The organism is Mesorhizobium loti (assembly GCA_014189435.1).
Lineage (GTDB): Bacteria > Pseudomonadota > Alphaproteobacteria > Rhizobiales > Rhizobiaceae > Mesorhizobium > Mesorhizobium loti_G.
In genome coordinates this window covers 4,924,947-4,946,073 of record CP050293.1, presented here as the reverse complement: position 1 = coordinate 4,946,073, position 21,127 = coordinate 4,924,947, and the positions used below count along the sequence as shown (strand labels likewise).

The 21,127-nt window shown below is 61.6% G+C and carries 23 protein-coding genes and 3 pseudogenes; 19 read left to right on the top strand and 7 right to left on the bottom strand.

All coding sequences use genetic code 11. From position 1 onward, the window contains the following. Window positions 1-92: 92 nt before the first annotated feature. The 3 genes from HB777_23765 to HB777_23755 all read left to right on the top strand — a co-directional run bounded on the left by HB777_23765 (window position 93) and on the right by HB777_23755 (window position 4,394). Window positions 93-1,304: an FAD-binding oxidoreductase gene (locus HB777_23765; GenBank protein ID QND66634.1), complete on the top strand. Its 1,212-nt coding sequence runs from the start codon at window positions 93-95 to the stop codon at window positions 1,302-1,304. Between the two features lie 385 nt (window positions 1,305-1,689). Next, the gene (locus HB777_23760) at window positions 1,690-2,925 is read left to right on the top strand and encodes a putative DNA modification/repair radical SAM protein (GenBank protein QND66633.1); all 1,236 of its coding nucleotides are present in this window, start codon (window positions 1,690-1,692) and stop codon (window positions 2,923-2,925) included. A 2-nt stretch (window positions 2,926-2,927) separates the two neighbouring features. Further along, the gene (locus tag HB777_23755; GenBank protein QND66632.1) at window positions 2,928-4,394 is read left to right on the top strand and encodes a UdgX family uracil-DNA binding protein; all 1,467 of its coding nucleotides are present in this window, start codon (window positions 2,928-2,930) and stop codon (window positions 4,392-4,394) included. Between the two features lie 303 nt (window positions 4,395-4,697). On the opposite strand, the gene HB777_23750 is transcribed toward HB777_23755, so the two are convergent. After that, window positions 4,698-4,856: a hypothetical protein gene (locus HB777_23750; protein QND66631.1), complete on the bottom strand. Its 159-nt coding sequence runs from the start codon at window positions 4,854-4,856 to the stop codon at window positions 4,698-4,700. 237 nt (window positions 4,857-5,093) lie between these two features. Between HB777_23750 and HB777_23745 the strand changes: the two genes are divergently transcribed. The 5 genes from HB777_23745 to HB777_23725 all read left to right on the top strand — a co-directional run bounded on the left by HB777_23745 (window position 5,094) and on the right by HB777_23725 (window position 7,618). After that, window positions 5,094-5,531 carry a DUF982 domain-containing protein gene (locus HB777_23745; protein ID QND66630.1) on the top strand — a complete coding sequence of 146 codons (438 nt, stop codon included), beginning with the start codon at window positions 5,094-5,096 and terminating at the stop codon, window positions 5,529-5,531. Further along, the gene (locus HB777_23740; protein QND66629.1) at window positions 5,531-5,746 is read left to right on the top strand and encodes a DUF768 domain-containing protein; all 216 of its coding nucleotides are present in this window, start codon (window positions 5,531-5,533) and stop codon (window positions 5,744-5,746) included. Before HB777_23745 ends, HB777_23740 begins: the two co-directional genes overlap by 1 nt. Window positions 5,747-5,957: 211 nt before the next feature. Then, window positions 5,958-6,206 (top strand): hypothetical protein, encoded by a 249-nt coding sequence (locus HB777_23735; protein QND62439.1) that lies wholly within the window; start codon window positions 5,958-5,960, stop codon window positions 6,204-6,206. Continuing rightward, complete coding sequence (locus HB777_23730) at window positions 6,203-6,442, top strand: DUF768 domain-containing protein (protein ID QND66628.1); 240 nt, start codon at window positions 6,203-6,205, stop codon at window positions 6,440-6,442. The genes HB777_23735 and HB777_23730 overlap by 4 nt, the downstream gene beginning before the upstream one ends. 1,005 nt (window positions 6,443-7,447) lie before the next feature. Beyond that, window positions 7,448-7,618: a hypothetical protein gene (locus tag HB777_23725; GenBank protein QND66627.1), complete on the top strand. Its 171-nt coding sequence runs from the start codon at window positions 7,448-7,450 to the stop codon at window positions 7,616-7,618. A gap of 600 nt (window positions 7,619-8,218) precedes the next feature. Here HB777_23725 and HB777_23720 read toward each other — a convergent pair. The 3 genes and pseudogenes from HB777_23720 to HB777_23710 all read right to left on the bottom strand — a co-directional run bounded on the left by HB777_23720 (window position 8,219) and on the right by HB777_23710 (window position 11,441). Beyond that, the gene (locus HB777_23720; GenBank protein QND66626.1) at window positions 8,219-8,407 is read right to left on the bottom strand and encodes a hypothetical protein; all 189 of its coding nucleotides are present in this window, start codon (window positions 8,405-8,407) and stop codon (window positions 8,219-8,221) included. 354 nt (window positions 8,408-8,761) lie between these two features. Then, window positions 8,762-10,327 carry a PAS domain-containing protein gene (locus HB777_23715; protein ID QND66625.1) on the bottom strand — a complete coding sequence of 522 codons (1,566 nt, stop codon included), beginning with the start codon at window positions 10,325-10,327 and terminating at the stop codon, window positions 8,762-8,764. A gap of 478 nt (window positions 10,328-10,805) precedes the next feature. Continuing rightward, window positions 10,806-11,441, bottom strand: a pseudogene (locus HB777_23710) (alpha/beta hydrolase). A 13-nt stretch (window positions 11,442-11,454) separates the two neighbouring features. On the opposite strand from HB777_23710, the gene HB777_23705 reads away from it, so the two are divergent. Further along, window positions 11,455-12,516, top strand: a complete 1,062-nt coding sequence (locus HB777_23705) for a DNA-binding protein (protein QND66624.1) — start codon at window positions 11,455-11,457, stop codon at window positions 12,514-12,516. 265 nt (window positions 12,517-12,781) lie between these two features. After that, window positions 12,782-12,979, top strand: coding sequence for a hypothetical protein (locus HB777_23700; GenBank protein QND66623.1), 198 nt, complete (start codon window positions 12,782-12,784; stop codon window positions 12,977-12,979). Between the two features lie 81 nt (window positions 12,980-13,060). Here HB777_23700 and HB777_23695 read toward each other — a convergent pair whose 3' ends face one another. Further along, window positions 13,061-13,507, bottom strand: a complete 447-nt coding sequence (locus tag HB777_23695) for an SOS response-associated peptidase (protein ID QND66622.1) — start codon at window positions 13,505-13,507, stop codon at window positions 13,061-13,063. Here HB777_23695 and HB777_23690 point away from each other — a divergent pair. The 3 genes and pseudogenes from HB777_23690 to HB777_23680 all read left to right on the top strand — a co-directional run bounded on the left by HB777_23690 (window position 13,503) and on the right by HB777_23680 (window position 15,394). Continuing rightward, a pseudogene (locus tag HB777_23690) lies at window positions 13,503-14,726 on the top strand (methylase). The gene HB777_23695 and the pseudogene HB777_23690 overlap by 5 nt on opposite strands. Window positions 14,727-14,784: 58 nt before the next feature. Beyond that, complete coding sequence (locus HB777_23685; GenBank protein ID QND66621.1) at window positions 14,785-14,931, top strand: hypothetical protein; 147 nt, start codon at window positions 14,785-14,787, stop codon at window positions 14,929-14,931. Between the two features lie 7 nt (window positions 14,932-14,938). Beyond that, window positions 14,939-15,394, top strand: a complete 456-nt coding sequence (locus tag HB777_23680) for a ribbon-helix-helix protein, CopG family (GenBank protein ID QND66620.1) — start codon at window positions 14,939-14,941, stop codon at window positions 15,392-15,394. Window positions 15,395-15,453: 59 nt separating this feature from the next. On the opposite strand, the gene HB777_23675 is transcribed toward HB777_23680, so the two are convergent. Continuing rightward, on the bottom strand, window positions 15,454-16,686 hold the full coding sequence (locus HB777_23675; protein QND66619.1) for a type II toxin-antitoxin system HipA family toxin: 1,233 nt from the start codon (window positions 16,684-16,686) through the stop codon (window positions 15,454-15,456). Beyond that, window positions 16,679-17,257, bottom strand: coding sequence for a helix-turn-helix transcriptional regulator (locus HB777_23670; protein ID QND66618.1), 579 nt, complete (start codon window positions 17,255-17,257; stop codon window positions 16,679-16,681). The genes HB777_23675 and HB777_23670 overlap by 8 nt, the downstream gene beginning before the upstream one ends. A gap of 396 nt (window positions 17,258-17,653) precedes the next feature. On the opposite strand from HB777_23670, the gene trbB reads away from it, so the two are divergent. The 6 genes and pseudogenes from trbB to trbK-alt all read left to right on the top strand — a co-directional run bounded on the left by trbB (window position 17,654) and on the right by trbK-alt (window position 21,126). Then, on the top strand, window positions 17,654-18,670 hold the full coding sequence (gene trbB / locus HB777_23665) for a P-type conjugative transfer ATPase TrbB (protein QND66617.1): 1,017 nt from the start codon (window positions 17,654-17,656) through the stop codon (window positions 18,668-18,670). Next, window positions 18,667-18,999, top strand: a complete 333-nt coding sequence (locus tag HB777_23660) for a conjugal transfer protein TrbC (GenBank protein ID QND66616.1) — start codon at window positions 18,667-18,669, stop codon at window positions 18,997-18,999. Before trbB ends, HB777_23660 begins: the two co-directional genes overlap by 4 nt. Window positions 19,000-19,028: 29 nt before the next feature. Then, the gene (locus HB777_23655; protein ID QND66615.1) at window positions 19,029-19,295 is read left to right on the top strand and encodes a conjugal transfer protein; all 267 of its coding nucleotides are present in this window, start codon (window positions 19,029-19,031) and stop codon (window positions 19,293-19,295) included. 14 nt (window positions 19,296-19,309) lie between these two features. Continuing rightward, window positions 19,310-19,993 (top strand): annotated as a pseudogene (locus HB777_23650) (conjugal transfer protein TrbE). After that, window positions 19,980-20,720: a P-type conjugative transfer protein TrbJ gene (gene trbJ, locus HB777_23645; protein ID QND66614.1), complete on the top strand. Its 741-nt coding sequence runs from the start codon at window positions 19,980-19,982 to the stop codon at window positions 20,718-20,720. The pseudogene HB777_23650 and the gene trbJ overlap by 14 nt, the downstream one beginning before the upstream one ends. Window positions 20,721-20,730: 10 nt before the next feature. Further along, the gene (trbK-alt, locus tag HB777_23640) at window positions 20,731-21,126 is read left to right on the top strand and encodes a putative entry exclusion protein TrbK-alt (protein QND66613.1); all 396 of its coding nucleotides are present in this window, start codon (window positions 20,731-20,733) and stop codon (window positions 21,124-21,126) included. Window position 21,127: the final 1 nt, after the last annotated feature.

Genomic DNA, 21,127 nt, shown 5'->3' with positions numbered 1-21,127 from the left:
CTTGCAGCGATAGTTCGGCCCGCTGCGTCTCAGGCGCGGCGGGCTTTTTGTCGGAGCCGCCAGTTCGGCAACGGCTCCTCCAGGAGATTGTCATGCCCCGCAAGCTCGATCTCACAAGCGGCCGGCCGGTCTGGTTCGCCTACCGGGCGCCTGCGGTGCCCGTCGAAAAACTCGCGCGCGACGTGAAGACCGACGTGCTGATTGTCGGCATGGGCATCAGCGGCGCCATGATGGCGGACGCGCTGACGCGCTACGGCCATTCGGTGATCGTGATCGACCGGCGCGGCCCGCTGAAAGGCTCGACTCCGGCAACGACGGCGCTCGTGCAGTTCGAGATCGACCAGCCGCTGATAAAACTTTCGCGCATGATCGGCCGAGCCTCTGCGGAAAAGGCGTGGCGGCGCTCGCGGCTTGCCGTGCTGAACCTCCGTGGACGCATCGCCGAACTGGGCATCGACTGCGGCTCTACCTGCATCCAGTCGCTCTATCTCTCGGGCAACGCGCTCGGACCTTCGCAATTGCACGAGGAAGCGGAAGCCCGCAGGCAGGCGGGCATCGGTGCAACCTACCTGAGCCATGAACCATTGGCGGAAAAATTCGGCATCGACCGTGCCGCGGCCATTCTCAGCCATGACAACCTCGCGCTTGATCCACGCAAGCTCACCGCCGGCCTGCTGCTCAAGTCGCGGGCGCGCAAAGCACGGTTTTATGCACCGGTCGAGGCGACAACCATCGAGGACAGTCGCGACGAGGTCGTTGTCGGCAGCAGCCTCGGCCCGACCATCACTGCGAAACATGTGGTGCTGGCAACAGGCTTCGAACTGACCGACATCGTGCCGGCGACAGCACACCGCATCATCTCGACATGGGCGATCGGCACCCGTCGACAGCCGCGCAACATCTGGCCGGGCGCCGCCTTCATCTGGGAAGCATCTGAACCCTATCTCTATATGCGTGCGACAGCGGACGGTCGCGTTATCTGCGGCGGCGAGGACGAGGATTTCACCAACGAGGACCTTCGCGATTCATTGACGGCCGATAAGGCTGCACGAATCGCCGAAAAACTCGGGCGACTGTTTCCGCATCTGGACACCGGGCCTGAATTCGCCTGGGCCGGGTCCTTTGGCACCACGACCACGGGACTGCCCTATATCGGCGCGCTGCCGCAGCATCCGCGCCTTCATGCGGTGATGGGTTATGGCGGCAACGGCATCACCTTCTCGCAGATCGCCTCCGAGATCGTTTCCTCCGCAATTGGCGGCGCCGATGACACCGATACAGAGCTGTTCGCATTCGGTCGTTAGAAGGCGAGGCGTCAACTCTATCGCCCGTGAAATTCGAGAAAATGTACAGCCAAGACCGACCCCGGTGGTGTCAGGACATTTTCACCTTCGGTTCGCGGCTCCAAAACTTTGCTAGAAAAGTCGCGATATCGTTTGTGCCCGAGAGCACAAAGATTCCTTCGCGGCCCGGATTCGGCTTTGTCGAACAGCTGTTTCGCCGCGTCGACGTAGCCGGTGAACTTACAATGGGCGAAGGCATCGGCGACGAAATCACGCGCGGCCGACTATGTCAGCAGATCGGCGATGACCCTTAAGGAACTTTAAGAGTGGCCGGCCGCCGATCACTTTTTCACCGACTACGTCAAATGCAATAGCGTGACAGCTGCATAGAACATATCATGAACTTATGTCAGCAGTTCCTGTCCGCGAAAAGCTCGCAATCCTGTCCGACGCCGCCAAATACGACGCCTCTTGCGCCTCGTCGGGTTCGGCAAAGCGCGATTCGCTAAAATCCGGCGGCATCGGCTCCACCGAAGGCATGGGCATCTGCCATTCCTACGCGCCGGACGGCCGCTGCATTTCGCTCTTGAAGATCCTGCTCACCAATTTCTGCATCTACGATTGCAGCTATTGCATCAACCGCTCGTCCTCGAATGTGCGCCGCGCCCGCTTCAGCATTGACGAAGTGGTGAAGCTGACCATGGATTTCTATCGACGCAACTACATCGAGGGCCTGTTCTTGTCGTCAGGCGTCATCCGCTCGCCGGACGAGACAATGGGCGAGATGGTGGAGGTGGCGCGGCGGCTGCGGCTGGAAGAGAAGTTTTCTGGCTACATTCATCTGAAAACCATCCCCGAAAGCTCGGCTGAACTGGTCGAGAAGGCGGGGCTCTATGCCGACCGCCTGTCGATCAATGTCGAACTGCCCACCGATGAAGGTGTGAAAAGGCTGGCGCCGGAGAAGAAGCCGGAAACGATCCGGCTTTCGATGGCCAAGCTGCGCCAGAAGATGGAGGAGAAAGCCGAGCCGACGATGCGGACCAAGAAGCGCGAGCGCTTCGCGCCGGGTGGCCAGTCGACGCAGATGATCATTGGCGCCGACAAGACCTCGGACGACGGCATATTGCACACCAGCGCACGGCTCTATGGGAGCTACCATCTGCGGCGCGTCTATTATTCCGCGTTCAGCCCGATCCCGGATTCCTCATCGTCGCTACCGCTGCAGAAGCCGCCTTTGATGCGCGAGCACCGGCTTTATCAGGCCGACTGGCTGATGCGCTTCTATGGGTTCTCCCAGCCGGAGATCCTGGCCGGCAGCAGCGACGGCATGCTCGACCTCGCCATCGACCCAAAACTGGCCTGGGCGCTGCGCAACAGAGGACAGTTCCCGGTCGACATCAACCGCGCCAACCGCGAAGCCCTGCTGCGCGTGCCGGGCCTCGGCACCAAGGTGATCGCGAAAATCCTGGAGACCCGCCGCCACCGGCGGCTGCGGCTCGAAGATGTCGGGCGCCTGTGTCAATCGATTGCCAAGCTGCGGCCCTTCATCATCGCCGAAGGCTGGTCGCCGGGCGGGCTGACGGACAAGGCCGGGCTGCGCGACACCATCGTGCGCTCCTGCGAACAGCTGTCACTGTTTTGACCATGCAGCCGGCTCAGCTCAACCTTGCCCGTTACAGCGTGCAGCTAGGCAGCGAGACCGATTTTGCCGGCTGGCGCGATGCGGCACGGCGGTTAGCGCTGAACGAGGTCAGGCCGGAGGACATTAGCTGGCAGGTCGAGCTCGGTCGGGCTCTGCACGACAATAGATTGCCCGCTATTCCCAGCGGTGCCCGGCTCGACGTTCCACGCGCGTTCATCGACCATGCCGAAACGGCCTTCTGCCATTCCGACCCCACACGGTTCGCTTTTCTCTATCGGTTGCTCTGGCGACTGCGCACCGAGCCCAAACTGCTGGCCATAGCATCGGATGCCGACACCAGGCGCCTCGAAACCATGGTGAAAGCGATACGCCGCGACATCCACAAGATGCGCGCCTTCGTGCGGTTTCGGAAGATCGGCGGTGGCAACGAGGAGCGCTATGTAGCCTGGTTCGAGCCGGACCATTTCATCGTCGAGCGCAACGCGGCTTTCTTTGTCAAACGCTTCACCGGCATGCGCTGGACCATTTTGACGCCACATGCGTCCGCCGACTGGGATGGCGAAAGGTTGGCCATCGGCCGGGGCGCTGCCCAGGGCCAAGCGCCGGCTGAAGACGATACCGAGGCGCTGTGGCTGACCTATTTCGCGAGCATCTTCAATCCGGCGCGGCTCAAGGTGAAAGCCATGCAGAAGGAGATGCCGAAGAAATATTGGCGGAACCTTCCCGAGGCGTCGCTCATTCCAGAACTGATCTCGGGAGCGGACAAGGCCACCAAGGATATGATTGCCAGAATGCCGACAACGCCGGCGCCACACTACGCGAAGGTGCAGGCAAGGCATTGGCCGAAGCGTGAGCCTGCCAGGGTGGTGGAGGACGAGGCCAGAACTGTTTTCGAACTGCGCGAACTGGCGAAGGGTTGCAGTCGCTGTCCGCTGTGGCGCGAAGCGACGCAGACCGTGTTCGGCGAAGGGCCTGGCAACGCGAGGGTGGTTTTCGTCGGCGAACAACCGGGCGATCAGGAAGATCTCGCCGGCAAGCCTTTCGTCGGGCCGGCAGGCAAGGTGTTCGATGCGATACTGGACGATGCTGGGGTCGACCGGCAGAAGGTCTACGTCACCAACGCGGTCAAGCATTTCAAGTTCGAGCCGCGCGGCAAGCGTCGCATCCACTCCAAGCCGAATGCCGGCGAGGTCCAAGCCTGCCGCTGGTGGATTGATCGGGAATTCGAGCTGATCAAGCCCGACCTTGCGGTGGCGCTCGGCGCAACGGCGGCGTTGTCACTACTGGGCAACGCGATCCCGGTCACGACATTGCGCGGCCAGGTTGTCGAGCGCGAGGATGGCTTGCGCGTGTTCATCACGATCCACCCTTCTTTCATCCTGCGCATTCAGGAGCCGGCCGCCAAGGAAGCAGAACGAGAGCGGTTCCTAGACGACTTGAAGCAGGTGAAGAAACTAGTGACGGTTTGAGACTCTTTTGGTGCCGGCGGCGGGCTCGGCGTTTTTGGCACGCTGCAGGGGCTGCAGGAACAGCTTTAGCCGCTGTCCTACGCCAACGAGTGGATCACCAAGATAAACAGCTGACGAGCAGGTCAGACTAGCCTCTCGGATCATCGCCGACCAAATGGCCGGCGTGACTGACGAGGCGGACCTGATAACGCATTCAAGGCTGCCGCTGGGCCTGTAAAGGCGCGTTCGCTCCCACGCGCGGACAGGAAGCGTACTCCTTGATCCTGCTGCGGCGAATTGAGGACGCAACGAAGGTTCTGAACGCTACTTTTTGATGATGTTGCCGTGGTTCAAGTCGAAGGCTTCCGTGCGTCCCGCTTGCTTTTGAAAGTCATCCTGAAGCTCACCCCATTCGCCTATGTAGGCGCCGCAACTGCTGCAATGAATAGCGGTGTGCTCTTCGGCGTTTTCTGGGATATCCATCCGGATTGTCCCACAGGCTTTGCAGTCGAGTTTGTGATCTAGCCGCTTGCTGTTCATTGGTTCTGTTTATCGATCAGCCCGCGAACCGTCTACACGCCTATTGACGCACAGTCCCATCTGCTTTTCTCGCGTCGACCGGAACGAAAACAGCGCTCCCCCGTTCGGTTCTGGCATTGCCCAGGGGGTATCCATGCACGACCCTTTTTTGCAGTTCCAATTATCGTTGAGACCGAAGCGGTGGGCAAATTTCGTACTTTGAGCAGCGTGTCCGAGGCCGCCATCTTCATGATGGAGCGCTGGCCTGAATCGCACGGACCAAGTTACCGGGCAGCACTGCAGGCTTGCACGGGCCCCCTGACTACAGCCGAGGACGTTGGGAATGCTCGGCGAGCCTTTCTGGCGGCTGCCAAGGAGGTTGGCCTGAATGTGAAAGCTGTTTCGGTACAAGACGACCCTCCATTGCCCCGCTCACTCGAGCAGTCCAAGTCGTCCTACATCGGCGATGAGAAACGACGCGACCGCGGGGATAGGGAGGAGCAAGAGGATTTTCTCGTCCGATTCGTTGCGCGGGAAGCCGGCATCACCGAAGCGCAGGCTCGTGAACTGATCAATGTGATTGGCACGGATCGAGCATCATTGCTGCGAGAGGCCAGAATATTGAAGGCGCGGCAGTGATGAGCATGCGCGGGACCAACTTTCTTCACAAGTGGATTTCCAGCAATGTCCCGGAGACGGTCGGCGCCGACATCATCTCAGTCGCCGAGCTGACGCAAAAGCTGTTCGCCGACGCCAAGGCGCTCGGGATCAACAGCGCCGAGATCGAGGAAGATACGGGCAGCGTCTATGAGACGATTCTCGACGCGATAGTCCACCATGATGCCGGCCGATAATGGCGAGCGCTTAGCTCAGGCGTCGGGCCCTACGCGAGCCGCGCTGATCTTCGCGCCCCTGGCAATAAGAAAGGCGACGGAACATTAGCGAGTTCTAACAGTTTGTGCTTGCGACCTAGGAGATAAAAGCCAGACCATGCCCCAATCCTCCGTTGAACCACCGATACTGCCAGAGGGAAACCCAGACCGTGAGATCAACTGTGAAGTGGCCTTGGAAGCCGCGTTCGCGGCCTTGGTGAGGGCCTCGGAGGCTCAGGGATGGACGTCACAAGAAACGGCTACGGGTCTGCTTAAGATCGCTACGGAGCATGCCCAAAAGGTCGCAGCCACTGCTGCAGCTGCTGATGCGCCGGGGGCTGCTAACCAGGCAACGAAGGACATCAGCGAAAAGGTGCGGGTCGAGACGATCACCCCAAAGATAAAGCGTGACGGGCGCGCGCTGAAGGGCACCAAAAAATGAGCGTGCGCGGCGTCAACTTCCTCGGTAACTGGATGGCCGATCACCTGCCCAATGCCTTCACTGATGACCCAGCCGCGATCAGCGATCTTGCCGACCAGGCGATGAAGGCAGCGGAAGGGCAGGGTATATTCCCGGGTGAAATTTCCGAAGAAGTTGGCAGCGTATTCGAGGTCATTCTTGAAGCCATGCGGTACCGCGACGGGAAAAAGGGGGTTTACAACCGCTGGCAGGAATAGGACTGATTGTCCTCAGTGGGGCGACCTCCAGCGGAGTTCGCCAAAATGGCCAGGACCAAACTTTCCAAGCAACTTTCACAGGCTGAAATCGACCGCTTCCCGAGCGAGGCGGAACGGCAAGAGCATTGTCGGCCCGCTGCTGTAGCCCCAGCTGCGATCACTTCCAGCGCTTCTGGGAAAGTTGTCGCATTCATCGGATCTCCGCCCGGTAAGAATTAGTGACAACTTGAAACCATCAGAAGGCCCTCACAGTGGCGGGCGTTTTCGTTTGCGCTCGGAACTTCGTTCGAAGCGGCCTGTTGATTCTGCGGCAGCTAGTCCTTGAAACCTTCGGACTGCTGGCCAAGGGGTGTTCTTGGTCGGCCCGCGTTCTCCGCCAGAGGCGCGGGCCACAGGTAAGATACAGCCGGAACATTAGAGCGTTCAAACAGTTCTAGATGTGTGGGGTAAACACAACCCCCCGGCATCGTATAGGCCCGCCGCTGCGTGAATGCAGCGGCGGGTTTCGGTGTGATTGGGGAATGGAATGAGGAATGGATGATAGCTGCTCACCGCATCAATTCATGGATCACTACTAGGAAGCCAATGGCTGTCTGCGATAGCTGCATCGTGGATGCGGTGAATGTAACTCCGGCTCAAGTTGCGCAGATCACAGGCGCACTCGGCACCACCTACGATTTCGAGCGGGACAAGGGAGTCTGCGGTAGCTGCAGCCAATCCAAGACCGTCATCCGTGCAAAGTAGGGTAACCCCAGCCAGCCGTGAAGACTGTCGGCCGACCATCGCAAGGGTCACGACGTAGCCGGAGATGACGAAAAACAACCAGACCCCGGTCCATCCGAAGGGGAGGAGGTCGTTGTGCTGGGCTACCACGGCCGTCATTACGAAACATCTTAGCGCGTTGATCGATCCGACGCGGTTGCTGCCGCAGCCGCCTAAGGCTAGGTAGCGCTAGCGGAACCTTTCTCTGCTATGCCCGTTGGGTCGCACGGAAGGGACATCCGAATGGTTGATGAGCAAGGCAAGCCGCACGCTGGCAACAGCCTTGTTGTGCGCCGACTTGTCGAAGATACCGGCATCACGGAAGACCAAGCCCGCGAGCTTATCGCCTTCATTGGGGCGCAGAATTGGGCATCCATCTTGCGGGAAGCCCACATTTTGAAGCGAAAACCCTAGAGCCGACGACCGCCTCTAAAATCCTTCTCTCGATAGCGCCTGTTTCAACTCTTCCAGGGTCGTCCTGCCGGCGCTGAAGAGCGAGAATACGCGGCTTGCCAGGTTCTCGCGCTCAGGGCTGTCATGCGAGATGCCGATGGTCTGGCAATGCTGGTCAAGCGCTCTGGTCAGGATGGATAGTTGGACCGGGTTGGCAGTATGTTTGGAACTGCATCTGACACCTCCCACCCAGGCGAAAGCTTTGTCCCTTACATCATCCGTAAAGCCCTTTCCCAGCGGATGACATTCGCTAAAATAAATCTGGTGTCGGTTCATCGCAAGCAAATTTTAGTGCGGGCATTTCCGGCATTCAGCCAAAAACGATGAACCGCCAGACGGACGGAACATTAGCTCTTTCGATCAGTTTTGGTTCATGCTTCGGATGTTGTCACTTGGCATCCGGTGCAAGGCTGGTGGGAGCCGGCCCGCGTCATTGGTCCCTCCATGGCGCGGGCTTTTGCAAGTTGTAGCGGCGCAACCTATCTTCGCAACCTCGCCCAAGCGTAACCGGCCCACGCGGGAACGCCAGCGGCCTCAACGGCAAAGCGACGAACGACCGAGTCAGTGACCGCCTGCCAGACTGAAAACGACCGTGCCGTCATCGTTGCGAACCTCCACGGCCACGATACCATCGACCTCTTTGCGAATGGGAAAGGTCGCGAGCGCTTGGGCGCGAGCAGCTTTCTCGGCGTCGAAGGGAATCTGTTCAACGATACCTTGCCTACCGTACCAAATCAGCGTGTAGGCCATTGTTGGGACACTCCTTTTCCAGGCGCGTGCACCGCCAAAACAACCTCTATAACCTTGGCTCGTGCAGCCAGCCGGCTAATGGCTTTGTATAGCCGCAAGAGAACAACGGCTAAGTTAGCTTCTAGCTTGCCATTGTGGTTCGCCAGCCCTGGTGTCACTGGACGCCTCACTTCCGGATCATCCAGCGTAGCAGCGCCGGAGCGGCAGGGGTGTGCACGTTGAGCGCGCATATCATCACTGTGGGATGGGCGGGCCAGTCCGTTTTCGCGAGACCATCTTCGGCAACAAGTAGGCGGACGGCCCTGCGCACCGCGCGTCGATGGGTATCTGAACAATTGGCTTTTGCCATCTGGATCACTCGCCCGCAAAAGCAGGGTGGTCTTGGTTCAAATTCTGAGTTGGAGCGACGAGGCGGCAGATCAGTCCGCTGGGTGAATAGTCGATCTCGACGCGCCCCCCGAAATCTGCCGATAGAACGCGATTGATGAGGCGAGTCCCAAAGCCCTTCTTCATCGGTGCCGTGACCGATGGGCCGTCTGCCTCTTTCCACTCGAAGTGAAACATGACCGCATCTCCCTCACGCTCCTCCCGCCAGGAAACGTGAACCGTGCCCCGGGTGCTGGAAAGCGCCCCATACTTGGCAGCGTTCGTCGCCAACTCATGGGTGGCAAGGGCGAGCGACAACGCCTGCTTCGAGCCCAAGGTGATGTCTGGGCCGGATATGATGAACCTCCCTTGCCCGGTCCGGTGAGCTTCAAGTGCGTCGTGGACAACATTCCTTACTGACGCCGTAGCCCAGGCGTCGGCCGTCAGAGTGTCGTGGGCCTTTCCGAAGGCGGCCAAACGCCCGTGGAAGGTCGCAAGCGCAGATGCGGAAGGAGTTCCACGAAGGGTCTGCCCGGCGATTGCGCTGACCATTGCCAGCGTGTTCTTAACTCGGTGCTTCAATTCCTGATTCATCAGTCGTAGATGCTCTTCGGCCTGGACGTGGTCAGTGACGTCGATCCCCTCGCAGAAGATGCCCGTGCTCTCCCCGGTGGTCAGGCTGATCGGCTGATAGACAAAGTCGACCACTCTTGTCTTGGTAAGCGCTTCGGCGTCTCCAGCAAAGATGAATGGTACCCGTCTGCCGACATGAGCGACGCCTGTTCGATAGACCTCATCAAGCAATTCGAAAAAGCCTTGGCCCTCCATCTCCGGGATCACTTCGCGCACAGTTTTCCCGACGAATGTTCGATCCCCCACCAGGCGCTTGTAGGCAGCGTTGGCGATTTCGAAGATATGGTTCGGACCCTGGAGCACCGCTATGAAACCGGGCGCTTGCTCAAAGAGTTGCTCAAGGTAGCGAGTGTGATCTTCCAACGCCTCCTTTGCCAGATGCCTCTCAGTAACGTCGTTGCAGATGACCAGGACCCCACCGACCTCGCCATCGACATCAATCGGCCCGTAACTATACGTCCACCAGACATCCTCACGCTTGCCGTGGCGGGTCACCGGGACCAAGGCGTCCTCGTCCCAAGTCGACCCTTTTCCGGCCATAACGAATTCAATTTGAGGACCGATGATGTGCCAGATTTCAGCCCAACAATCCTTGCCACGGTCTCCCAGGGCGCTCGGATGCCGTTCAGGCCCTAGTGTCGCACGGTAGGCATCATTGTAGAATTGGATGAGGTCGGGCCCCCACCAGATGAACATGGGGTGACGCGACTGGAGCATCAGCTTGACGGTTGTACGCAAACTTTGGGGCCAACCTTGAGGTGGCCCGAGGCCGGTCTTGTTCCAGTCGTAAGCTCGGGTGAGCGAGCCCATCTCCCCGCCACCTGACAGGAAATTGGTATTCGACGGTGGATCACCGATCGGCGCAGTGTCTAGAAGGTCGTTCAACACGCAGCCTCCCTTGCAGGCGAAAGCGCGAAGCATCTTCGAACCATCAGCTTGCCGTGGCGATGCTGAGGGCGATCCACATTACCCGCTGAGGCAGGCTCTCACAACACTCTTCCGAATGCCACAAGGCTGGATCCGCGTAAGCGCTCCCATCTATGTGACAGCTGGGCGTAGTCGCATTGACGATGTGCGTCGCTGTGAGAGTGTCGCCGTCCATTTCTTCGACATGATACTTTGGCAACATGCGCTCCCGCGTTCGGTGCAATGCGGAACGCGCATCCGGCAGCTTTGTTATACAGGAGGGGACCGTGCGCTAGGCGGCGCGCGGTGTGGGCGCGAGCGTAGTGGGCCGCTGTCTTAGTCAGCATCGTTGCTGGTCTCTTGGTATCGGGCAAACGCATGACGTCCCTGGATGCTCCGATAAAGCCAGAGACCGGAGCGGCCCAGGTCAAAAGTGAGCCGATACGTCCGCTATGGTCGACAGACACTGCGAAAGCCGCGAAAATGCATCTATCTATTGCCCGAACCGGCCGAGGCGATCAGTCAAGTCACGGTTGCTGGCAAAGCCGTGATCCTCGCGCAGCCGCTGGCCGATCATCTTCACCAGCGCCGGATTGTCGGCGAATTCCGTATGGTTGAAGCTGTCCGTTCCCTTGAACTTCGAGAGGTCGACAACCGTCACGCCGTAGGAAGCAAGATCGGCGGCATCATTGTAGTTGCCGACGCGCGGCAGCGAACCGGCAAGCAGGGCAGAGAACGCGAGAACCCAGTCGTGATGCGACAGCAGCAGGATGAACGGCTTGTCGGGCTTGCCATAACGGCGCATCTGGCTCTTGAACACGTCGACATCGATGTCGGGCGCGGCCAGCACCACGTCGCCGAGCTTGCCGCCAAGATCGCGGTCGCCGGTGATGGCCAGCTCGCGCAGCGTTTCCATGGTGACCCAGGTACCAAGCGAATGCGCGACAATGTCGATGCGACGGGCGCCGGACTGTTGCAGCATCCTCAACGTCAGTTCCAACTGATCGCGGGCCACGCTGGCACTTTCCTTGTCGTAGACATAGTCAGTGGTCTTGGCGCTCGATGCCCAGGAAAACAGCACCGGTGTGCCCGGATAGCCGGAGTCATGGACGATCTGCGTCAGCCGATACGCCTCGTCGTGGATGAAGTGCCATCACCCCGATGTTTTCTGCGCGGCTCTCCTCAACGCCCAGCCGATGGGTTTCTACGCGCCGGCGCAGATCGTCCGCGACACCCGCGATCATGGTGTCGAAGTGCGTCCGGTCTGCGTCAACGCCTCTCGCTGGGATTGCACGCTCGAGCCCACCGAAGATGAGGAGCGGTTCGCGGTTCGCCTTGGCCTGCGCATGGTGCGTGGTCTTGCCAATGCCGATGCGGCAACCATCGTCACCACACGCGCTGATCGGGCCTTCGCGTCGGTCGATGATCTTTGGCATCGGTCTGGTGTGCCCGCCGCCTCTCTGGTCGAGCTCGCCCAGGCCGATGCGTTTCAGCCGGCTTTGTCGCTGGTCAGGCGCGAGGCGTTGTGGGCGATCAAAGCGCTGCGTGACGAGCCGTTGCCGCTGTTTGCCGCTGCTTCTGCGCGCGAGCAGCAAACGGTGCCGGAGATCCAGGAACCGGTCGTGGCATTGCGTCCCATGACATCGGGCGGCGAGGTGGTCGAGGACTACGGGCATGTCGGGCTGACCCTGCGCGATCATCCCGTCTCCTTCCTCCGCGCGGATCTGCGCCGCAAGCGGATCGTCTCTTGCCGGCAGGCCATGCAGGCGCGCGATGGCCAGTGGCTCGAGGCAGCGGGCCTCGTGCTGGTTCGGCAACGACCTGGGTCGGCCAAGGGCGTCATGTTCGTCACGATCGAGGATGAGACCGGCATCGCCAATCTGGTGGTGTGGGTGAAGGTGTTTGAAAGGTTTCGCAGAGTGGTCCTCGGTGCCGGCATGATTGGCGTCTATGGGCGCATTCAGCGCGAAGGCGAGGTGGTTCATCTCGTCGCCCATCGGCTCAGCGATCTGTCCGTCGATCTGGCCAGCGTTGGCGAGCGCGATGCTGCCTTTCCGCTGCCGCATGGCCGCGGCGACGAGTTCCATCACGGAAGCCCGACGCCCGACCCGCGCGGGCTGTCTAAGGGGCCGAGGCCAAGGAATATCATCGATCCCTATCTTCACATCGACCAGATCAAGGTGAAGACGCGGGATTTCAAGTAAATCAAGAGGGAGATGGCCAGCCTGTCAGAGCGAGCGGACCCGAGATCGATCCTCTTGTGGCACCTCCAGCCAGGACGTGCTTACGTTCTCGAAAATGGGAGGACGACATGCTCAGGCTCATGCATGAAATGAAAGCCAAGAAGGCGGCCCAGAAAATGCTCGCCCAGATCGTGAAGCATTCCGTCCCCTCTCGGGGTCCGGTGAACGTCGGCTTCAGAGGTGGCAACGTCGATCGCGAGGTGTTCTCGCATGGCGAAGGTGAACTTTGGGCTTCGATCAGCCGGACGATGCCGAGATTCCGAAATTCTGGAATGCGTTCGGCATTTTCGCCGAACGGCCCGTGCAGCACATCACCGTGGAGATAAATGTCCCTGCCCCTAGCAATAGCTGGCAAGTCGCCGGAGCCTTCGCAGAGGATGAAGAGACGGGCGAGGTCTATTCGATCTACCCTGTGAGAGACTAAATCGATATCAGCCAGCCAGTTCCCTTGCGTCCGATGCCGGTTGCGCCGCCTTTGTAGAGTTCCGAGAAGCCCTTGCCCCTGTCAATCGCTCCCTTTCCGGACGGTTTCGACGACAAGCGACCCCTCAGGAAGCGGCCGTAGCAGTTCCGCCTCTGGCTTCGTCAGATAGATCCATGCCGCCCAATCCGCCGGCTGCAGCACGACAATTTGGCGATCGTGAATAGGCGCGACGTCTGGACCGGGTTCGGTCGTCAGCATCGTGAAAGCGGGAGGATGATTGCCCTGGCCCTCACGCCAAAGGCCTGCGATCGCCATAAATGGCGCACTCTTGAGAGTGAAACGGTGCTTGGCTTTTGGGTATTTCTTGCCGGTGAACTCGAAGAAAGCGCTTGCCGGAATCAGGCAGCGGTTGCTGTTGGCGAAGCTTCGCCCTTTCGAACGGAAGTTGAAGACTGGCCCGCCTTTGCCGGAGGGCGGAAAGCTGAAATTCATTGGAACCAGCTCGATCAGATTGCCGGCCGCACGCATGCGCGTCCACTATCTTCTGGAGCCTGGTTGGAAGGCCGATACCGCCATCCAGGGCCTCGGCCGCACGCACCGGACCAATCAGGCGCAGCCGCCGCTGTTTCGGCCGATCGCGACCAATGTGAAAGCCGAGAAGCGTTTCCTCTCCACCATAGCCCGCCGCCTCGACACCCTGGGCGCCATCACGCGCGGGCAGCGCCAGACCGGTGGGCATGGGCTGTTTCGGCCAGAGGACAACCTGGAATCGCACTATGCGCGCGCTGCCTTGCGCCAGCTCTATCTGCTGGTCGCCCGCGGCAAGGTCGAAGGGTGCTCGTTGCAGCGTTTCGAGGACATGACCGGGCTGAAGCTGATGGACGATAGCGGCATCAAGGATGAGCTGCCGCCGATCACCACATTCCTCAATCGCCTGCTCGCACTCACCATCGACCTGCAGGACATCCTGTTCGCGGTGTTCGAGCAGTTGCTCACCGCCAAGGTGGAAGGCGCCATCGCGGCTGGCGTCTATGACATCGGGCTGGAAACGATGCGGGCCGAGAGCTTCGTCATCGCCGAGCGGCGCACGATCTACACCCATCCGGGCACCGGCGCTGAGACGCAGCTCCTCACCATCGCCCAGCGCCAGCGCAATCGACCCATGTCAGCCGGGGAGGCTGTCGCCCATCTCGACGAGCCACATGCCGTTCTCCTCATCAACGAACGGTCAGGCCGTGCCGCCGTGCAACTTCCGGCGCCCTCATTGATGCTCGACGACGGCGAGATCGAGCGACGGGTGCGCCTGATCCGGCCAATGGAGCAACATCATGCCTCACTGCGCATGATGGAGGAGAGCCACTGGGGCAACGCGGATCGCGACGCTTTCGAGGCGGCGTGGAGCGCCGAGGTTGCTGGCATCCCCGCGTTCTCCGATTCGACCATCCACATCGTCGCGGGCTTGCTGCTGCCGATCTGGAAACGGCTGCCCAACGAATCGAGCCGCGTCTATCGCCTTCAGACCGATGACGGCCAGCGCATCATCGGTCGCAGAGTTTCGGCGGCATGGGTCGCCAGCGCACTCGCAATCGGCGTGAACACGTTGGCCGCGCAGGATGCGAGAGCGGATACTGCCATCGCCGATGCTTGTGTCGGCGGTGGAGGGGAAACCCGACGACTGGACCACACTGCCGCCGCCCTCCTGTCGGCAGACCGCCGAGGCCACGGCGGCGCCTCCGGCCAGGGATGACGACCCGACCCAGTCCGAGCGTCGTCGCCAACCTGAACTCAGCCGTGTCGAGCCGGCCGTGGAGCCTGCGATCGAAAACGAATTCGAGATCGATCACCCCGACGACATCGAGGACGAAGTTGCTCGCAACCGTCGACTGACGCGCCTTATGCAGGGCATTGCTCGACAGGCATCGCTCGACCCGGGGGACGGCGTGGATATGTGAGGCTCCGATGGCGAAGCAACCTCGCAAGCAGCGCCTGTCCGTCTATCTTGACCCGAAGGTGATGAGCAGGCTGGCCGAACATGCGGCGCGCCGTGATTTTTCTCGGTCGCTCGTCGCGGAGGCGGCCATCGAATCGTTCCTCTCGCCCGATGCCGCCGAGCGGCAGGAGGCGGCGATTACCAAGCGACTCGACCAGCTCGATCGTCGCATGACACGCCAGGAGCGCGATCTCGCAATTGCCGTTGAGACGCTCGCCGTTTTCGTCCGCTTCTGGCTGGCGACAACACCGGCTTTGCCCGAGCCCGCGGCGCAGGCTGCTCACGCCAAGGCTGGCGAGCGCTATGACGCCTTCGTCACCGCGCTCGGCCGGCGCCTGGCGAGAGGACCAAAGCTGCGGCAAGAAATCAGTGAGGACATCGACGCCGGTCTCGACACGCCCAGGACCGGCGTGCCCGGGCGATAGCCGGACGGTCGGATCGCGGGCGGCGCGGATCGACGGATCGTCGGCTGCAGGCCCATTGTTCAGGCCTCGGAGATCAGCGCGAGGTTTTTCAGATGTGCGTCAATCGCGTCGGCGACGGCGGATGCAACGGGGAGCGTCTTCTTCGCCTCCGGCCATTCCTCGCGGAATCGGGTGACCGTTTCGCGCGCGGTATCGACGACCAGTTTCTCAGGCAGGTGCGCCTTCGCCGCGAGGTAGCGGAGTTCGTCGAGCGAGAGCTCGCGCATGCGCTTGGTGCGGGCATATTTGATCGCGGCGAACTCATCTGGGATGTAGGGAACTGTCGACACGAAATCATAGGCTGGAGCGAGCACTGCTGAGCGCCGATCGGGATAGATCACAGACCAGTTCTTGAGGTGCATGTCGGCATTGCCGATCAGCGTGTTGAAGACGAGCCGGCGGATGAACTCGCAGGCGCTGTCGTCTCCAGCCTCAACGCCAAGCACGGTCGCAATGTTGCGTGCGCTTGCGCGCTTGTATTTGTCGTCCGGCCATACGCCGAACACCTGGGCGAAATCCTCGATATGCACCGGACCGTCGCCGGTGCGGTCGAAGCGCCGGATGGCGAGTGCCTGGCCCTTCATCCTCCGCATGCCCTCGGGAAGGCCGTCGATCGCATCGACGTCGAGGAGTTGGACCTCTGGCACATCCATGCCGAGCCTGGCCGCGAGACTCATCATCGAGAATTCGTTTTCGGGGACGCCGTCGTAGAGCTGTGAGGGAAGCTTGACGATCCACGAACCGCCGACGCCGTCAGCGGGGATCGTGAGCCCGCCGCCCTTGCCGGTGTTCTGCACCGCCGAGAACTTCAACTGCACGCCCGCGAGTGAAAATCGCAGGGCATTGGTCCGACGCGCGCGACGTGCTTCCGCGTCGCCTGCGTCCTTGAGGTCTGGCCAGGCTTCCGCGTCAGCCGGCACGATGGTGAGCGCGCCGGGAAGGTCGCGGCCGAGAATCCAGAGCAGGAAGAATTCGCGCTTTTCGCTGACGCCAGCCCGTTCGGCAAGGTAGGTCCGCAGCGGTCCTTCCGGCAGGAGGTTCGCAAAGAACGGAGGCACCCTGACATTGACCGGCCGGAATTCGGTCAGGAGCTGCCCGAACTGGTCCTTGAACGACAGGCTGAGCGTCGGCCGCTCGGGATTGTCGATATAGGCCTTGTCGAAGGCAAACAGCGTACGATCGCCCGCAATGAGCGTGAGCGTTGCGATCTTGTCGCCATAGAGGCGAACGTCGAGGACGGAAACGTCAGGCATCCTCGTCATCCTCATCGAGCGCGTAGGCCGGGCGCGGCGCTTCTGGGAGCGCGTGGGCGATCCTGTTGCGCAGTGATTTGAGTTGCCGCGAGGCGAGGTCGATGGCCGAGAGTGCCCTGGGGCCGACCGGTAGTTTCATCAGCCTTTCGGCGATGGCGCGCAGCGCCTCTAGATCGGTTCTACTTAGCCGAAAGTTCGCAAGCTCGCGCAGTGTCTGATCGAGCCCCCCAAAGTTGGCAGCGTCGGGATGGTCGCGGTTCAGCCTTGCAAGGGCAGCGTGGGCGCGATTGAACACCACGGAGCGGTCTTCGCCGTTGAGCGTTGTGTAAGCGTTGCTGACGATGGCCTCGACCGCTGCCAGGGCCTTGCGCGGAACGAGGACCAGTTCGTAGTCGAGCGCTCGTGCGAGCTCAACCAGGCTTGAAAGCCTGAGGTCGGTTCCCCCGCTTTCAATCTTCGAGATATGGCTTTGCGGAACCCCAACGCGAGCGCTGAGGTCGCGCTGGCTCAGCCCGCTCTGCTCGCGGGCGTTGCGGAGCGTCTGGAGAATTTCGTCCGTCGAATAGAGCATCGATATGCCTCTACATATCGTTTTCAAAATTTGATATGCGTAAATATATCATTTGGTGGAGAACTCTTCAAGCACCGATATGTAAAAACATATCGCACTGCTGCATCGATATGTTATTATAGATCAGACCTTCCCAGCCTGTCTAGCCCAGCAGGAGAGACTTGGAGGGTGGCGTCGCCAACACGACAACGATGTTGAGTCGGCGCCGCGGCTACAACGGAACAGGTCTGGTGCGAAATCCGCAATCTGGGCCGCCGGGCCGCACCGCCGACCGCCTGTATTTGCACGCTACGCTACGACGCCTCGATTAAGGTGTTGAATCCACTCGAGATGCGGCTCTCTTAATCATCCCCGTTCTGGGGCGTTCATCTTCCCCCGGGTCGCAACGGGGACAGAATGGCAAATTCGCATCACAGCTCAGAAGGCCTCGCGCGCGGCGCACGCATGTTGCGCACAGCACTCGGATCTGCGATCGCAAGCTATCTCGACGACGCGGGCATCGTCGAAGTGATGCTCAATCCCGATGGGCGTTTGTGGATCGACCGGTTGTCCGAGGGGTTGTCCGACACAGGAGAGCGCCTGTCGGCAGCTGACGGCGAGCGCATCATTCGCCTCGTCGCTCATCATGTTGGTGCCGAAGTCCATGCCGGCGCGCCACGCGTCTCGGCCGAGCTGCCCGAGACGGGGGAGCGGTTCGAGGGGCTTCTTCCTCCCGTCGTCGCAGCGCCGGCCTTCGCGATCCGCAAGCCCGCCGTCGCGGTCTTCACCCTTGAAGACTATGTCGCGGCCGGGATCATGTCGGTGCGCCAGGCGGACGCGCTGCGCCAGGGCGTTGCCACCCGCGCCAACATTCTGGTCGCTGGCGGCACATCCACGGGCAAGACCACGCTGATCAACGCGCTGTTGGCCGAAGTGGCCAAAACCGCCGATCGCGTCGTCATCATAGAGGATACGCGCGAGCTGCAATGCGCCGCGCGCAATCTCGTTGCGATGCGAACGAAAGACGGCGTCGCGTCGCTCTCCGATCTCGTTCGTTCATCGCTGCGCCTGCGCCCCGACCGCATTCCGGTCGGCGAAGTGCGCGGAGCCGAGGCGCTCGAACTGCTCAAGGCCTGGGGCACCGGCCACCCCGGCGGCCTCGGCACGATCCACGCCGGCAGCGCCATTGGCGCGCTGCGACGGATGGAACAGCTCATCCAGGAAGCCGTCGTCACGGTTCCACGCGCGCTGATCGCCGAGACAATCGACCTGGTTGCCATCCTTTCCGGCCGCGGCTCCGCGCGCCGGCTGTCCGAACTCGCCCGTGTCGATGGCCTGCGCCCGGACGGTGATTACCATCTCGCGCCAGCCGTCATCGAAGGTGACGAAAGTTCGCCCCTGCTCATCCAAAGCCCCGAAGGAGAAAATCCGTGATCCAACGCCTGCGCCTCGCGCGCCATCGTCTTCCAATAACCATTTCCGTCGCCACGCTGTCGCTGGTGATCGCCGCGCCCGCCCATGCCGCCGGCTCGTCGATGCCGTGGGAACAACCGCTGCAACAGATCCTCCAGTCGATCGAAGGCCCGGTCGCCAAGATCATGGCGGTGATCATCATCATCGTTACCGGCCTGACGCTCGCCTTCGGCGACACGTCGGGCGGCTTCCGTCGGCTTATCCAGATCGTGTTCGGCCTGTCCATCGCCTTCGCGGCATCGAGCTTCTTCCTGTCGTTCTTCTCGTTCGGCGGCGGAGCGCTGGTCTGATGGAGGGCGCTGTCGAACAGGGCGGCTCAATGCCCGATTATACCGTGCCAGGCTATACGGTGCTCGTGCACCGCGCGCTGACCGAGCCGATCCTGCTCGGTGGCGCCCCGCGCGCCATTGCCATCATGAACGGGACGCTCGCGGGCGCCGTCGGGCTGGGGCTGCGTCTGTGGCTCGTCGGCATCGCCATCTGGGCGATCGGCCATGTTGCCGCCGTCTGGGCCGCCAAGCGCGATCCGCTTTTCGCCGACGTCGTTCGCCGGCATTTGCGCATCCCGGCGCATTTCACGGTTTGAGCGAGGACGCGCCGATGATGAATCTTGCCGAGTACCACAATCGTAGCAGCCGGCTCGCCGACTTCCTGCCCTGGGTGGCGTTGGTCGGCGCCGGCGTCGTCCTCAACAAGGACGGCAGCTTCCAACGGACCGCGCGCTTTCGCGGCCCCGATCTCGACAGCGCCGTGCCAGCCGAACTGGTCGCCGTCGCCGGCCGGCTCAACAATGCCTTTCGCCGTCTCGGCTCCGGCTGGGCGATCTTCGTGGAGGCGCAGCGCCATGCCTCGACCCGCTATCCCGACAGCCACTTTCCGGATGCGGCCTCCACCCTGGTCGATGCGGAGCGAAAGGCCGGCTTCGAGGAGGCCGGCGCGCATTTCGAGTCCAGCTACTTCCTCACTCTGACCTATCTTGCGCCAGCCGAAGACACCGCCCGAGCGGAAGGCTGGCTCTACGAAGGGCGCGAGAAGAAGGGCCTCGACCCCAATGAGGTCCTGACCGGGTTCGCCGACCGCAGCGACCGCATCCTGCGTCTGGTCGAAGCGTTCATGCCGGAGTGCTGCTGGCTCGATGACGCGCAGACGCTGACCTATCTGCATGGCTGCGTCTCGACCAATCGCCATCGTGTCCGCGTTCCCGAAACGCCGATGTATCTGGATGCCCTGCTGGCCGACCAGCCACTGACCGGCGGGCTCGAGCCGCGGCTTGGGGCGTCGCATCGCCGCCGCGCTGCTAGCCGCACCCGTCGCACTCGCACCGATGGTGGCGACACCCGCGCACGCCCTCATCGTCTTCGATCCCTCCAACTATACGCAGAACGTCCTGACAGCGGCGCGCTCGCTCGAGCAGATCACCAACCAGATCACCTCGCTGCAGAACCAGGCGCAGATGCTCATCAACCAGGCCCGCAATCTCGCAAGCCTGCCGTTCTCCTCGCTGCAACAGCTCCAGCAGTCCGTGCAGCGCACCCAGCAATTGCTCGGCCAGGCGCAGAACATTGCCTATGACGTCCAACAGATCGATCAGGCCTTCCAGCAGAAATACGGCAACGTCTCGCTGTCGGCTTCGGATCAGCAACTCGTCACTGAGGCGCGCTCGCGTTGGGGCAACACGGTTGGTGGCCTTCAGGATGCCATGCGTGTGCAGGCGGGCGTCGTCGGCAACATCGACACCAATCGCAGTGAGATGTCGGCGTTGGTCGGCCAGAGCCAGGGTGCGACCGGCGCGCTTCAGGCAACACAGGCCGGCAACCAGCTCCTCGCGCTTCAGGCGCAGCAACTCGCCGATCTCACCGCTGTGGTTGCCGCGAACGGTCGGGCGCAGGCATTGCAATCGGCCGAACAGGCGACCGCCGCCGAGCAGGGCCGCGAGCAGCGCCGCCGCTTCCTGACGCAGGGCTCGGGCTACCAGCCCGGCAGTGCGCAGATGTTCTATGGCAAGAACTGAGGCCCGCGCGATGGATGGCAAGATCTTCGCCCGCATCGGCGCAGTTGTCTTCGTTGCGGTCGCTCTAACAGTGACCGCAATCGAGATGAGCAGCAAGGACGATGAGCCTGGCGTCCCTGCGACGCGAGACCGTCCCTTGGCGTCACAAGACCCACTTGCGGCCGAATTGCGCCGCTGTTCCGGGATCGGCGAGGCCGGTCCTCGCGATCCCGGTTGTCTGAAGGCGTGGGCAGAAAGCCGGCGCCGGTTTCTCGGTCAGCGGGCACCGGCAACGGCGACTGCTCCGATAGCGCCGACAACGCTGTTTCCAGATGTAGCGGCGTCAGCCGACCGGAAAGAAGGGGAGCCGACGGATGTGACCGCTCCCGGGATCCAGGTCGCGCCCTCTCGGTCAGAGGTTCACTGAC

Excerpts from the sequence above, each read along its gene's own strand:
- HB777_23695 (QND66622.1), bottom strand. The coding sequence starts at position 13,507 with ATGCGTGCGGCCGGCAATCTGATCGAGCTGGTTCCAATGAATTTCAGC.
- HB777_23750 (QND66631.1), bottom strand. The coding sequence starts at position 4,856 with ATGGATATCCCAGAAAACGCCGAAGAGCACACCGCTATTCATTGCAGC.
- HB777_23715 (QND66625.1), bottom strand. The coding sequence starts at position 10,327 with ATGCTTCGCGCTTTCGCCTGCAAGGGAGGCTGCGTGTTGAACGACCTT.
- HB777_23740 (QND66629.1), top strand. The coding sequence starts at position 5,531 with ATGAGCATGCGCGGGACCAACTTTCTTCACAAGTGGATTTCCAGCAAT.
- HB777_23680 (QND66620.1), top strand. The coding sequence starts at position 14,939 with ATGGCGAAGCAACCTCGCAAGCAGCGCCTGTCCGTCTATCTTGACCCG.
- HB777_23760 (QND66633.1), top strand. The coding sequence starts at position 1,690 with ATGTCAGCAGTTCCTGTCCGCGAAAAGCTCGCAATCCTGTCCGACGCC.
- HB777_23720 (QND66626.1), bottom strand. The coding sequence starts at position 8,407 with ATGGCCTACACGCTGATTTGGTACGGTAGGCAAGGTATCGTTGAACAG.
- HB777_23765 (QND66634.1), top strand. The coding sequence starts at position 93 with ATGCCCCGCAAGCTCGATCTCACAAGCGGCCGGCCGGTCTGGTTCGCC.
- HB777_23705 (QND66624.1), top strand. The coding sequence starts at position 11,455 with ATGAAGTGCCATCACCCCGATGTTTTCTGCGCGGCTCTCCTCAACGCC.
- HB777_23670 (QND66618.1), bottom strand. The coding sequence starts at position 17,257 with ATGCTCTATTCGACGGACGAAATTCTCCAGACGCTCCGCAACGCCCGC.
- trbK-alt (QND66613.1), top strand. The coding sequence starts at position 20,731 with ATGGATGGCAAGATCTTCGCCCGCATCGGCGCAGTTGTCTTCGTTGCG.
- HB777_23755 (QND66632.1), top strand. The coding sequence starts at position 2,928 with ATGCAGCCGGCTCAGCTCAACCTTGCCCGTTACAGCGTGCAGCTAGGC.
- HB777_23730 (QND66628.1), top strand. The coding sequence starts at position 6,203 with ATGAGCGTGCGCGGCGTCAACTTCCTCGGTAACTGGATGGCCGATCAC.
- HB777_23655 (QND66615.1), top strand. The coding sequence starts at position 19,029 with ATGCCCGATTATACCGTGCCAGGCTATACGGTGCTCGTGCACCGCGCG.
- trbB (QND66617.1), top strand. The coding sequence starts at position 17,654 with ATGGCAAATTCGCATCACAGCTCAGAAGGCCTCGCGCGCGGCGCACGC.
- HB777_23725 (QND66627.1), top strand. The coding sequence starts at position 7,448 with ATGGTTGATGAGCAAGGCAAGCCGCACGCTGGCAACAGCCTTGTTGTG.
- HB777_23675 (QND66619.1), bottom strand. The coding sequence starts at position 16,686 with ATGCCTGACGTTTCCGTCCTCGACGTTCGCCTCTATGGCGACAAGATC.